Annotated in this window: 12 protein-coding genes; 7 read left to right on the forward strand and 5 right to left on the reverse strand. The window is 68.6% G+C overall.

Annotation, left to right across the window (positions count from 1 at the left end; all coding sequences use genetic code 11):
* Nucleotides 1-215 precede the first annotated feature (215 nt).
* Complete coding sequence (gene hppD, locus ACTMTI_RS21845) at nt 216-1,298, reverse strand: 4-hydroxyphenylpyruvate dioxygenase (protein ID WP_441122299.1); 1,083 nt, start codon at nt 1,296-1,298, stop codon at nt 216-218.
* A gap of 130 nt (nt 1,299-1,428) precedes the next feature.
* Between hppD and ACTMTI_RS21850 the strand changes: the two genes are divergently transcribed.
* Both ACTMTI_RS21850 and ACTMTI_RS21855 read left to right on the forward strand, forming a co-directional pair.
* A complete protein-coding gene (locus tag ACTMTI_RS21850) occupies nt 1,429-1,908 on the forward strand; it encodes an Lrp/AsnC family transcriptional regulator (protein WP_441122300.1) in 480 nt (159 codons plus the stop codon).
* A gap of 229 nt (nt 1,909-2,137) precedes the next feature.
* Nucleotides 2,138-4,162: a transglycosylase domain-containing protein gene (locus tag ACTMTI_RS21855; protein WP_441122301.1), complete on the forward strand. Its 2,025-nt coding sequence runs from the start codon at nt 2,138-2,140 to the stop codon at nt 4,160-4,162.
* Between the two features lie 98 nt (nt 4,163-4,260).
* On the opposite strand, the gene ACTMTI_RS21860 is transcribed toward ACTMTI_RS21855, so the two are convergent.
* The gene (locus tag ACTMTI_RS21860; protein ID WP_441122302.1) at nt 4,261-6,267 is read right to left on the reverse strand and encodes a thioredoxin domain-containing protein; all 2,007 of its coding nucleotides are present in this window, start codon (nt 6,265-6,267) and stop codon (nt 4,261-4,263) included.
* A gap of 232 nt (nt 6,268-6,499) precedes the next feature.
* Here ACTMTI_RS21860 and ACTMTI_RS21865 point away from each other — a divergent pair, with 232 nt between their 5' ends.
* Nucleotides 6,500-7,654 carry a hypothetical protein gene (locus ACTMTI_RS21865; protein WP_441122477.1) on the forward strand — a complete coding sequence of 385 codons (1,155 nt, stop codon included), beginning with the start codon at nt 6,500-6,502 and terminating at the stop codon, nt 7,652-7,654.
* Here the strand turns inward: ACTMTI_RS21865 and ACTMTI_RS21870 are convergent, their stop codons facing one another.
* The 3 genes from ACTMTI_RS21870 to mca are packed head-to-tail and all read right to left on the reverse strand — an operon-like array spanning nt 7,655 to nt 9,020.
* Nucleotides 7,655-7,936, reverse strand: a complete 282-nt coding sequence (locus tag ACTMTI_RS21870; protein WP_441122303.1) for a GNAT family N-acetyltransferase — start codon at nt 7,934-7,936, stop codon at nt 7,655-7,657.
* A complete protein-coding gene (locus ACTMTI_RS21875; protein WP_441122304.1) occupies nt 7,937-8,101 on the reverse strand; it encodes a hypothetical protein in 165 nt (54 codons plus the stop codon).
* 34 nt (nt 8,102-8,135) lie between these two features.
* Entirely contained in the window at nt 8,136-9,020 is an 885-nt protein-coding gene (gene mca, locus ACTMTI_RS21880; RefSeq protein WP_441122305.1) for a mycothiol conjugate amidase Mca, read from the reverse strand.
* Between the two features lie 136 nt (nt 9,021-9,156).
* Between mca and ACTMTI_RS21885 the strand changes: the two genes are divergently transcribed.
* The 4 genes from ACTMTI_RS21885 (at nt 9,157) to ACTMTI_RS21900 (ending at nt 12,282) form a co-directional block, all read left to right on the forward strand.
* Nucleotides 9,157-9,576, forward strand: coding sequence for a DUF4307 domain-containing protein (locus tag ACTMTI_RS21885; RefSeq protein WP_441122306.1), 420 nt, complete (start codon nt 9,157-9,159; stop codon nt 9,574-9,576).
* Nucleotides 9,577-9,684: 108 nt separating this feature from the next.
* On the forward strand, nt 9,685-10,185 hold the full coding sequence (gene greA, locus ACTMTI_RS21890) for a transcription elongation factor GreA (protein ID WP_043628806.1): 501 nt from the start codon (nt 9,685-9,687) through the stop codon (nt 10,183-10,185).
* Between the two features lie 47 nt (nt 10,186-10,232).
* Entirely contained in the window at nt 10,233-11,453 is a 1,221-nt protein-coding gene (locus ACTMTI_RS21895) for a C40 family peptidase (protein WP_441122307.1), read from the forward strand.
* A 307-nt stretch (nt 11,454-11,760) separates the two neighbouring features.
* Nucleotides 11,761-12,282, forward strand: coding sequence for a hypothetical protein (locus ACTMTI_RS21900; protein WP_441122308.1), 522 nt, complete (start codon nt 11,761-11,763; stop codon nt 12,280-12,282).
* Nucleotides 12,283-12,447 lie beyond the last annotated feature (165 nt).

Below are 12,447 nucleotides of genomic sequence, written 5' to 3' on the forward strand. Positions count from 1 at the left end.
AGCCCCCTTCAATTAGTGACGGGAATATTACCCTGAGTAAGGCAGGCGTCGTCGCACGATCCTAGACGCGATCCCAGCTCGTCCAGCTGAACGGCACGGACACGACGTGACGATGGGCCGGTCAAGGATGCCGGCGGGCAGCCGCCCGCCGGCATCCCGCCAGCCCCGGTGGTGATCCCATGAAGTCGGGATGACCAGTACTAAGTCAGGGCAAACTAAAGGTTGCCCCTGCGTTCCTGCTCACGCTCGATCGCCTCGAACAGGGCCTTGAAGTTGCCCTTGCCGAATCCGAGCGAGCCGTGCCGCTCGATCAGCTCGAAGAAGACCGTGGGCCGGTCCTGCACCGGCTGGGTGAAGATCTGCAGCAGGTAGCCGTCCTCGTCCCGGTCGACGAGGATCCCGCGCTTCTTCAGCTCCTCGATCGGCGCCCGCACCTTCCCGATGCGCGCCCGCAGCTCGGGATCCTCATAGTACGAGTCCGGTGTCTCCAGGAACCGCACCCCGGCCGCGCGCATGTGGTCGACCGTGGTCAGGATGTCGTTGGTGGCCAGCGCGATGTGCTGCACGCCTGGACCGCCATAGAACTCCAGATACTCGTCGATCTGCGACTTCCTGCGGCTGACGGCCGGCTCGTTGAGCGGGAACTTGACCTTCCGCGTGCCGTCGGCCACGACCTTGGACATGAGGGCCGAGTACTCGGTCGCGATGTCGTCGCCGATGAACTCGGCCATGTTGGTGAAGCCCATGACGTTGCGGTAGAACTCCACCCACTCGTCCATCTTGCCCAGCTCGACGTTGCCGACGCAGTGGTCGATGGCCTGGAACAGCCGCCCGCCCTTGGTCGGCGGCGGTGCGACCAGCGGCTCGGCGGGGACGTAACCGGGCAGGTACGCGCCGCCGTAGTTGGACCTGTCGACCAGCGTGTGCCGCGTCTCGCCGTACGTGGCGATGGCCGCGAGCTGCACCTTGCCGCGCTCGTCCTCCATCGTGTACGGCTCCGCCAGCCCCTTCGCCCCGTGCGCGAGGGCGTGCGCGTAGGCCCCCTCCACGTCGGGCACCTGCAGGGCCAGATCGATCACGCCGTCCCCGTGCGCGGCGACGTGCCGCGCGAGGTCCGTGCCCGGCCGCAGCGAGCCCCGGAACTCGAACGTCGCACCGCCCGAGGTCAGCACGTACGACACCGCGTCGCGGCTGCCGTTCTCCGGCCCTCGGTAGGCCGCCAGCCTCATGCCGAACGCGGTCGAGTAGTAGTGGGCCGCCTGCCTGGCGTTGCCCACAGCGAAGACCACGGCATCCATCCCGTTAACCGGAAAAACATCGCTCATACCGACAACTCTCGATTTTCCTGGACGAGTTGCGCAAGAGTTACTTTCAAGAGTGCACAATCTGCCTAGTCACCGTGCGAAATGTCCAGTAGATGTGTACAGCATGACGATCGATGACCTTGACGCCCGACTGCTCGCCTTGCTGACCGCCGAGCCCCGCCTGGGCGTGCTCGAATGTTCGCGCCGGCTCGGCGTGGCCCGCGGCACCGTACAGGCCAGGCTCGACCGGCTGATCGCGCGCGGCGTGATCACCGGGTTCGGGCCCGACGTGTCGCCCGCCGCGCTCGGCTACGACGTCACCGCGTTCGTCACCATGGAGATCAGGCAGGTCGCCGGACACGATCCGGTGGCGCACCGGCTGGCCGACATCCCCGAGGTGCTGGAGGTGCACACGATCACCGGCGACAGCGATCTGCTCTGCCGCGTGGTGGCCCGGACGAATGCCGATTTGCAGCGAGTTATCGACCAGATCGTCGATGTTCAGGGCGTACTCCGGACTAATTCGATCATCGCCCTGGACACCCCGGTTCCTTACCGAGTGCTGCCCTTGGTCGCCGATGTTCCGCGTCGCGGGTCGCGGTAGTAGTTACTATCGCAAGAGGACGAGGCACCGTCGTCGATCGTTTAACCTTGGCATTCGCCCAGCTTGCGGGGTTGCACGGCGTTGAGTTGGGCGAAGCTGGAAGAGGGGGTTGAGGGTGCGAGGCGGTGGAGGAAACGGGATGCGAAAGCGGCGGATTCTCCGACTACTCCTGATCTCCATTGGCGCGGGAATTCTCCTCCTGGTCGGGCTTTTCGCGGTCGCGTGGGCCATGACTCCCATTCCCGACACGACGCAGAAAGAGGCCACCGCGCAGGGCTCGGTGATCTACTACCGCGACGGGAAGGGCGTGCTCGCCCGGCAGGGCGTCGACCGCAAGGTCGTCCCGCTGGCCAAGGTGCCCGTGCACGTGCGCGACGCGGTCATCGCCGCCGAGAACCGCTCGTTCTACGAGGACGCCGGAGTCTCCCTCAAGGGCACCACGCGGGCGGTCTGGTCCACGGTCACCGGGCAGCAGCTCCAGGGCGGCTCGACGATCACCCAGCAGCTCGTGCGCAACTACTACAGCGGCCTCAGCCAGGAGCGCTCCGTCACCCGCAAGTTCAAAGAGATCCTCATCGCGATGAAGGTCGACCAGTCCAAGTCGAAGGACTGGGTGCTGGAGCAGTACCTCAACACGATCTACTTCGGGCGCGGCGCCAACGGCGTCCAGTCGGCCGCACGGGCCTACTTCGGCAAGGACGTCGACAAACTGAGCGTGGCCGAGGGCGCCTACCTGGCGGCGGTGATCCAGCAGCCCAGCCGGTTCGCCGACCCCAAGGGCGCCGACCTCGCGGCGGCCCAGGAGCGCTGGAAGTCGGTGATCGACGCGATGAGGCAGACGGGCGCGCTGACGCCCGAGCAGGTCGCCGCCCAGAAGTTCCCCGAGCTGACGGCGCCGAAGAAGCCGTTCGAGCTCAAGGGCCAGGCCCAATACATGCTGGAGCAGGTGACCGCCGAGCTCAACCGGCGCGGCTACACCGACGAGGACATCAACAGCGGCGGGCTCAAGATCGTCACCACGTTCGACAGGAAGCTCATGGGCGCGGCGCAGCGGGCGGTCAAGGAGGTGCTGCCGGAGTCCACGCCCAAGAAGGTGCGTACGGGCCTGGCCGCCGTCGATCCGGCCACCGGCGAGGTCGTCGCCTTCTACGGCGGCCGTCCCTCGCAGTCGGCCTACTACGACAGCGCGTTCTCGGCCAAGGTGATGGCCGGATCCACGTTCAAGCCGTACACGCTGGCGGCCGCCCTGGACAACGGCTTCGACCTGTCCACCAGGGTCGACGGCAACTCGCCGCTGCGGGTCGCGTCCGCGTCCAAGCCCATCCCCAACGACAGCGGGCGCTCGTACGGCCAGATCGACCTGGTGGCCGCCACCCAGAACTCGGTCAACACCGCGTTCGTGGACCTCGGCCAGAAAGTGGGCCTGGGCAAGGTCGCCAAGACCGCCGAGCTGGCCGGCATCCCCGCCGCCCAGCTGGAGCAGCACGAGCAGGCCGCCACCTTCCCGCTCGGCGTGGCCTCCGTCAGCGCCGTCCAGAACGCCTCCGGCTTCTCCACGTTCGCCAACAAGGGCGTCCACATGGAGGCCCACGTGATCAAGTCGGTCACCGACAGCACGGGCCGCAAGGATGTCATCAAGCCGGTCTCCACGCGGGTGGTCAGCGATCAGGCCGCGGCCGACACGACGTACGCGATGCAGCAGGTCGTCAAATACGGCACCGGCACCGCCGCCCGGCTCTACGACCGCCCGGTGGCCGGCAAGACGGGCACCACGGACAAGTCCAAGTCGGTGTGGTTCAACGGGTACACACCGCAGCTCGCGGTGGCGGTCGACATGTTCCGCGACGACAACGCCACGGTGACGATCCCGGGATACGGCACGCAGTTCGGCGGGCAGCTGCCCGCGCAGATCTGGCGGGCCTTCATGACCGAGGCCATGGCGGGCAAACCGGTCGAGGAGTTCCCGGAGCCGTCGGACTACGGCTACTCCAACGACTACTCCGTTCCGGACCAGGGCCGGGAGGTGCCCTCGCAGGAGTACACGCCGCCGGCGAACCCGGACCAGTGGAACACGCCCGAGCCCGACTTCAGCGAGCCCCCCGCCACCGACCCGCCGGTGACGGAGGCGCCGAACGACAACCGGCCGGACAACCGGCCGGAGCAGAGCGGGCCACCGCCCACGCAGTTCCCCGACCAGCCCACGACGGACCCCACCGCCGACACCGGCCAGAACCGAGACCGCCCACCGGGCTGACACGCCGCCCGATCCGGCCCCACAGCCAGCGGGGTCTCGCTACGGGCGCCGCGCTCCGGCAGGGGCTCGCTACGGGCGCCGCGTCCGTCAAGGGCCCGCTATGGGCGCCGCGCCAGCTCGGTCCGTAGCGCCTCGACCGTCGTGACGGGCATCCGGCAGGTGAAGCCCTTGCACACGTACGCCGCAGGGGCGTCGCCGACCAGGCCGCGGCCCTCGAGCAACGCGGGGAACGTCTCCGCGCGCGGCATGAGCGGGTCTCCGGCAGCGCCCCTGTCGGCCGAGTCGCCGGCGCCGAGCGCGACCACCAGCCCTGGCGCGTCCGCCAGCAGCGCTTCCCTGTGCAGCGCCGCGGTGCGCGGGTCGTCCGGCGGCCCGACGACGGCCACTTCCACCGGCCCCTCCAACGCGGCCCGCGCCGCCGCCAGTCCCCACCCGGCGAACCGGGCATGCGCCGGGGCCAGCACGGAGACGGTGCCGAGTGCGGCGTAGGCGGCCTCACGGTGGCGTGCGGAGCCGGTCAGGGCCCCGTAGGAGAGCAGGGCGCCCGCGGCCGCGTACTGGCCCGACGGGGTGGCGTTGTCCGTGGGGTCCTGTGGCCGCTGGAACAGCCGCTCGGCGTCGTCCGCCGTGTCGTAGAACCCGCCCGCTCCATTGGTGAACCGGTCGAGCACGACGTCGAGGAGCGATCCCGCCAGGCGCAGCCACCTGGCCTCGCCGGTCACGCCGTACAGCGCGATCAGCCCCTCGGCCACGTTCGCGTAGTCCTCCAGCACGCCGGCGTTCGTGCCCGCCCGGCCGTCCCGCGACGTGCGCAGCAGCCTGGCGTTCAGCACGTGCGTGCCGGCCAGCAGCTCCGCCGCCTCCGTGGCCGCCGCCACGAGGTCCGGCCGCTCGAACACCACGCCGGTCTCGGCCAGCGCCGCGATCGCCAGGCCGTTCCACGAGGCCACGACCTTGTCGTCGCGCCCCGGGCGTACCCGCTGCTCACGGGCGGCGAGCAGCCGCTCGCGCACGCTCGCGTATCGCGCGGGGTCCTCGGGGTCGCGCGGGAGCTGCAGCACGGACGTGCCGTGCTCGAACGTGCCGGTGACGTCGAACAACCCGGCCGCCCACCGCCCGTCGTCCTCCCCGAGCACCTCGCGGAGCTGCTCGGGCGTCCAGACGTAGAACTTGCCCTCCACGCCCTCGCTGTCGGCGTCCAGGGCCGAGGCGAACCCGCCTTCAGGAGTGCGCAGCTCGCGCAGCATCCAGCCGGCCGTCTCCAGCGCCACCCGGCGGGCCAGATCGCCGCCGCCCGCCTTCCACCAGTGGGTGTAGACCCGCAGCAGGAGCGCGTTGTCGTAGAGCATCTTCTCGAAGTGCGGAACGACCCATTCCGCGTCCACGCTGTAGCGGGCGAACCCGCCGCCGAGCTGGTCGTACATGCCGCCGCGGGCCATCGCCTCCAGCGTCTTGCCGCTCATCTCGCGCTCGCCGGACCGCAGCAGGAACTCCAGCACCATGGACGGCGGGAACTTGGGCGCCCTGCCGAAACCACCGTTGACGGGGTCGAAGGCCTCCCGCAGATTGCGTACGGCCTCCGCCAGCGTCTCCTCGCCGGGCACGGCGCCGCTGGGCAGCATGCTGTGCGCGTTGAGCGCCTCGACCACCTTCGCGCCCTGCTTCAGCACGGTCTCCCTGTCGCCGGTCCACACGTTGTGGACCTCGGTGAGCAGGCGTTGGAAGTGGGGTCGCGGGAAGTAGGTGCCGCAGTAGAACGGATGGCCGTCGGGCGTCGCGAACACCGTCATCGGCCAGCCGCCCTGATTCGTCATGGCCTGCGTGGCGCCCATGTAGACGGCGTCCACGTCCGGTCGCTCCTCGCGATCGACCTTGATGTTGACGAAGTGCTCGTTCATGAGGCGTGCGGTGGCGGCGTCCTCGAAGCTCTCATGGGCCATGACGTGACACCAATGGCAGGCTGAGTAGCCCACGCTGATGAGCAGGGGCACGTCCCGGCGCCGGGCCTCCGCGAACGCCTCCTCGCCCCACGGGTGCCAGTCCACCGGGTTGTCGGCGTGTTGCAGCAGGTAGGGGCTGGTGGCGTCTTTCAAGCGGTTCATCATGACCTCCCTCGCCTCACCCTAAACCGCCCTCCTTCCTGACCGGTGCACCCGCCCTTCAGGCTCCCTCCCCGTCGGCGCCCCAGCGCCTGCGCTGCCCGTCCCATCCACCGCGCGGAATGCGGCAGGCGGGAGAGGGCGGCGTGAAGGCCATGGTCCAGCGGTGCCTGGGGGGCTGCAGGGGGCCCGCGGCTGACTCGGGACCGTAGCACGGCGTAGGTTACGGAGCGTGGATATGGACTTTGTCTGCGCCTACGCCGGACGCCCCGCTACCGCCCTGACGCGCAGGGACGTGGCCAGGGCGCTGCTCGCCGTGCCCTCCGGGGTCGCGCTGGTCGAGCTGCCCGACCTGCGGCGCGCGATGATGGCGGCGGGCAACCCGCTCTCGCTCCCGTTCTGGGACTCCGCCAAGGCCACGCTCAGCTCCATCGAGGCGGGCGTCGCCACGGTCGGCGACGTGCAGCGCTGGGTCGAGTCCACCGGCACCGAGCCGATCCTCATGACGCCCAGCTATTTCGTCTGGCCGGAGGAGGACGAGCGCGGGCCGGTGGCCGCCGAGATGTTCGCCCGGCTGGTCGCCTACCTGGAGGAGCGCGTCGCGGCCGGGGAGATCGATCCCGACGCGCTGGCGGCGGGGGACCGGGAGGCGCGGGCGGCGTACGAGGAACTGCAGGAGCGCTGGCTGAGCACGCCGCTGCCCGACGGGCGGGTGCCCGGTGCGGCGGTCAACGACGAGCAGGACGCGGAGCTGTTCTCGGCCTGGGACGAGGAGGAGGCCTTCGCGCTGTCCGAGCTGCGGCGCATCGTCGGAGAGCTGCCCAAGCAGCCCGAGCTGCCCGCCGCCGAGCTGGACGCGGCAGGGGCCCGCCTGCGCGCGCTGCTCGCGCTGCCCGGCTACCCCGCCAACGTGCTGCGGGCCTGCGCCGGATTCGAGGATCACCCGATGCCGGACGACGACAGGGAGCTGTGGCTGGCGGTCGCGGCGGGCATCGCCGGGCCCATTTCCGATCTTTCGGAGAACGGGGACGTGCTGGAGGAGTTCGCCGATCTCGAGGGAGAGCTCAGCGCGGAGGACGCGGCGCTGGCCAACCTGTGCGCGATCCAGCACGCCGACTGGCTGGCCGGGGTGGCGGCGCTGGCCAGAATGGGTCCCGGGGTGCTGGCCTCGCCCGAGCGGATGGCCCGGCTCATCGCCGAGTCCGAGGACATCGACCTCGACATCGACGACCAGGACGACGACGACATCGACGCGACCGAGCGGTTGTTCGCGTCGGTGGTGGCGCTGTGGGGCTATCTCGGCGTCGTGGACGAGGACGACGTGCTCACACCGCTGGGCTGGTGGGGGCTGCCGAAGGCGCTGGAGCGCGCCTGGTCGCCCGCGCCGGAGTGATCAGCCGTCCACGAGCTCCTTGAACTCCGGGTGGCGTTCGATGTATTTCGCCACGTAGGGGCAGACCGGCACGACGCGGAGCCCGGTGTCGGCGCTCGCCTGGAGCGCGTGCCCGACCAGCTTGCCCGCCAGCCCCTGCCCCTCATACTCGGGCCGCACCTCGGTGTGCGTGAAGATGATCTTCGTGGGCCGCAGCCGGTAGTCGGCGAACCCGGCGACCGTGCCGTCCACGAGAACCTCGAAGCGGCTCTCCGTCGAGTTGTCGACTATTTCGATCGCCATCTACTCGGCCTTCTTGTCGTCCGCGTCACCCTCATGCGGTACCTGGATCTTCGACATCTGCTTGTTCATCGACTTGATCAGCATGTAAAGAGCCACCCCGATGAGGGCGACGACGACGAAGCCCAGGAGACCCGGACTCACCTCACCGGCTGCTAGAACGTTCACACTTCCAGTCTGCCACCGGGTATGGGCGGTCCGTTCAGTGGCAGGCGGGGGAGACGTCCTCGGCGTGGATGCCCGCGAACAGGTCGTCCTCCGGCAGCTCCGTGTCGACCAGCGAGCGCGCCAGGTGGTAGTCCTCGGTCGGCCAGACCTCCTGCTGCAGCTCCCGCGGGCAGACGAACCACCAGCTGTCGGGATCGACCTGGGTGGCGTGCGCCTTCAGCGCCTCGTCGCGGATGTCGAAGTAGTCGCCGCACGGCACCCGGGTGGTGACCGGCCACTTGGCCGGGCGGTCCTCCCAGCGGGAGATCCAGTCGGCGTAGGGGGAGCCGAGCCCGCGTTCGGTCATCGCCTCGTGCAGCGCCTCGAATCGCTCCTTGGTGAAGCCCATCTGGTAGTAGAGCTTCAGCGGCTGCCACGGGTCGCCGGTGCCCGGGTAGCGGTCGGGGTCGCCGGCCGCCTCGAACGCCTCGACGGACACCTTGTTGGTCATGATGTGGTCGGGGTGCGGGTAGCCGCCGTCGTCGTCGTAGGTGATGATGACGTGCGGCCGGAACTCGCGCACCGCCGCCACGAGCGGCTGGGAGGCGTCCTCGAGCTTCTGCAGGGCGAAGCAGCCCTCGGGCAGTTGCTCCTCCTCGTTCTCCGGCAGCCCCGAGTCGATGAAGCCCAGGAACTGCTGCCGCACGCCGAGGATCTCGCGCGCGCGGTCCATCTCCGCCCTGCGCACCTCCCCGATGTTGGCAACGATCTCGGGGCGGTCCATCTTCGGATTCAGTACGGACCCGCGCTCGCCGCCCGTGAGGGTACAGACCAGCACTTCCACGCCTTCACGCACGTAACGCGCCATCGTGGCGGCGCCCTTGCTCGACTCGTCGTCGGGGTGGGCGTGGACGGCCATCAGCCTCAGCGGTGCACTCACGGGCTCGATGTCTCCTCAGTCGGACCGGTCGCTTAGTTTGTCTGCATGCGGTTACGGAGGGCCAGGTCTTGTACTGGGACCCCCGCGGGCGACAATTGTCTCGGATAACGCTGAGGGAGTGCAGGGAGATTCCGCCATGGTCACCAGAGATGTCGAGAACGGCCCCGTTCTCGGCACACCCGATGACTTGCCCGATCGTCGCAGACGAGGCGGCCGGCTCGTCGTCCACGTGGTGATCGGCGTGCTGGTGGCCATCATCGCGGGCGGGTGGGGCTACGTGATGTGGTCGATGACGGCCGGAGGCTCGGAGGCGCCGGCGCAGGTCGTGACGTTCAGCGTCGAGGGCCCGACACGAGCCGAGATCACCTTTGAGGTGTACAAGCCAGACGATAGGGTGGCGGTCTGCCGGATCAGGGCTCTGGATGTCAATCACGCGGAAGTGGGAAGCAAGGAAGTAAGAATCCCGGCTGGTGAGGGTAGTAAGCAGCTCAAGGAAAGCCTCGACACCAGTGGTCAGGCCACGTCCGTCCACATCCAGTACTGCAATCTCGTATAGTGAGACATTTGGGGAAGCGTTCGAGCGGTTAAGTTGTTAGCCTTTCGCAATTCAACCGTTGGAAACCTCAAGTGATCTCAGGGCCCCCTAGGCAAGCAAGGAGAACCCGTGGCCGACTCTCGCGATGAGAACGTCACATGGCTGACGCAGGAGGCGTATGACCGCCTGAAGGCGGAGTACGAATATCTCTCTGGCCCCGGGCGCGTCGACATCGCCAAGAAGATCGAGGCCGCCCGTGAAGAGGGCGACCTGCGCGAGAACGGCGGTTACCACGCCGCCAAGGACGAGCAGGGCAAGATGGAGGCCCGGATCTTCCACCTCCGGCAGATCCTCGACAACGCCCAGGTGGGAGAGGCGCCCAAGGCAGAAGGGGTCGTGGGCCCCGGAATGACCGTGACCATCCGGTTCGTCGGCGACGACGACGAGGTCACCTTCCTGCTCGCCTCCCGTGAGGAGAGCGGAGCACCGATCGACGTCTACTCGCCCAAGTCCCCCCTCGGGGCGGCGATCAACGGCAAGAAGATCGGGGAGAAGGCGACCTACTCGCTCCCCAACGGGCGCCAGAACACCGTCGAGATCCTCGAGGCAGTGCCGTACATCGGCAACTGACACCCCTGGAAACAAACCGCCGGGTCCCCGCTGGCCCGGCGGAATTCATGCATGGCTCTGGAATCCGGCAGGATCTCGGTTTTCTCGTCAAGACGGGTAAGCGGCGCGACCCGTACAAGCTGGTGCCGTTCATCGTGGTGCTGCTGGTCGCGGTGCTGACCGCTGACGTGCTGCTGCTGGCGCAATCCGGTCCGCAGAGCGAGCCGCTGCGCCAGCAGCCCGCACCGAAGCAGACGCTGATGGCGCAGCAGCAGCCGCACGAGCAACCGAAGCAGACCACCAAGGCCGTCGAGCCGGTCGCGCCGCTGCGCAAGCTGCACAAGCCCAACCTGTTCGTGCTCACCCGCAAGCCCTTCACCAACGAGCTGTTACAGAAGGTGGCCAAGCTGCGCGGGGTGCGGGCGCTGGAACTCGCCGACGCGGCGTCGGTCACGCTGGACGGCAAGCGGGTGCAGACGCTCGCGGTCAACCCGTCCACGTTCCGGTCCTACACGCCCAAGGTGACCGCCTCCTCCGACGCGCTGTGGCAGAACGTCGCGGCCGGCGACGTGGCGGTCTCCTTCGTGCTCGGCAGCGACGGCGGGCTCACGCTGCATCGTCACGTGGACGGCCCGGCGGGGCCGCTGCGGATCGGCGCGTACGCCACCACCGGATTCGGCGCGGTGGACGCCGTCGTCTCCAAGAACGTGGGGCGCACGCTCGGCCTGCCGCGCGACAACGCGCTCATCGTCAGCGCCCCCGACGCCAACTCCGCCACCCTCCGCGACAAGATCCTGGACGTGCTGCCCAAAGGCACGCAGGTCGTCATGGTCAACCCGGTGCTGCCGCAGCCCCAGACCGCCAAGCAGAACTGGCCGACCGGCTCGTTCATGACCGGCGACCAGATCATGGTGGCGCTGAAGGCCGCCGCTTCCAAGCTGGGCCGGCCGTACGTGTGGGGGGCCGAAGGGCCTGACACGTTCGACTGCTCCGGGCTGGTCCAGTGGGCCTTCGCCAAGGCCGGGGTGCGGATGCCACGAGTGACGCACCAGCAGTGGGTGGCCGGGCCGCAGGTGCCGTTGTCGCAGGCGCAGCCGGGTGACCTCATCTTCTGGCGCCTTGACCCGACGAATCCGGGTTATATCTCGCATGTGGCGATTTATTGGGGTGACGGGAAGATGATCCAGGCCCCACGCACCGGCGACGTGGTCAAGATCTCCCCCGTCCACACCCGCGGCTTCGCCGGCGTCGTAAGAGTAAGCCCCGCCGCCGCGGCCGGGGTGCGTTAACCGCTTTCGTCTTTTCTATCTGTTAGGCGCTGCCGTGGCCGGCCACTCGCCGTCGCTGGCTCGCCTCTGTCCAGGGAAACGGCCGCTGACCGGTGGCTTGATAACCATCCTTTACGCGCTGCCGTGGCCGGCCACCCGCCGCCGCCGGCTTGCCTCTGTCCAGGAAACGGCCGCTGACCGGTCAGTGGCGTGCCGCCGTTACGCGAGCCCATGTTGCCCGGCTCCGTGGTGACCCGTTGGCCGGTTGCGGGGAAGTTGTGAGCCGCCAGCACGTGCATTTTCGGTGCAAGTGTGTAATCTCAATTACATGACTACAGACGAAACGACGGCCGAGGTTCATGGCTGGTTCACCGGGCGGTTGCCCGAAGGGTGGTTCGCGGGGGCGCCGGAGATCGTCAGGGATCGCGAGGAGATCGCGGTGGTCGGAGTGCTGCCGGATCCGCCCGGTGAGGTGCCCGAGGCCGAGCGGGCGGCTCTGATCGAGGGACTGATCAGGCGGTTCCGGGAAGAGACGCGGGAGCGGCGCATCGAGATCGCCAGGGAGGCCGAGCACAGGTTCCGGCAGAAGGTCTCCTGGGGCGTGAGCTGCGGCGGCGAGACTGTGATGTTCACCACACTCTCCGTGCCCGTGATGACCCGGCTGCGCCAGGCGGAACGCCAGGTCCTGGACACGCTCGTGGCCGCCGGGGTGGCCAGGAGTCGCAGCGACGCACTGGCCTGGTGCGTACGCCTGGTCGGCAAGAACACCGACACGTGGCTCGCCGAGTTGCGTGACGCGCTCCAGCACGTCGACAGAGTTCGCTCCGCGGGCCCGGACGTCAATTCCTGAGACCGTCCAGCGGAAACGGCCCGAGCAATGGACTAAACCACTGCGGAAATTGGTTTAGACCAGCCCAATTGGACTGGACCACTGCCGGGAATTAATTTTTTAAATCCGCTCCGCATGGGTAGGCTCCCCCAATCGTCAGGGCCGCTGCCTGCGGCGACGGCTACG

It is taken from the genome of Nonomuraea sp. H19, from assembly GCF_052068215.1.
Taxonomy (GTDB): Bacteria; Actinomycetota; Actinomycetes; order Streptosporangiales; family Streptosporangiaceae; genus Nonomuraea.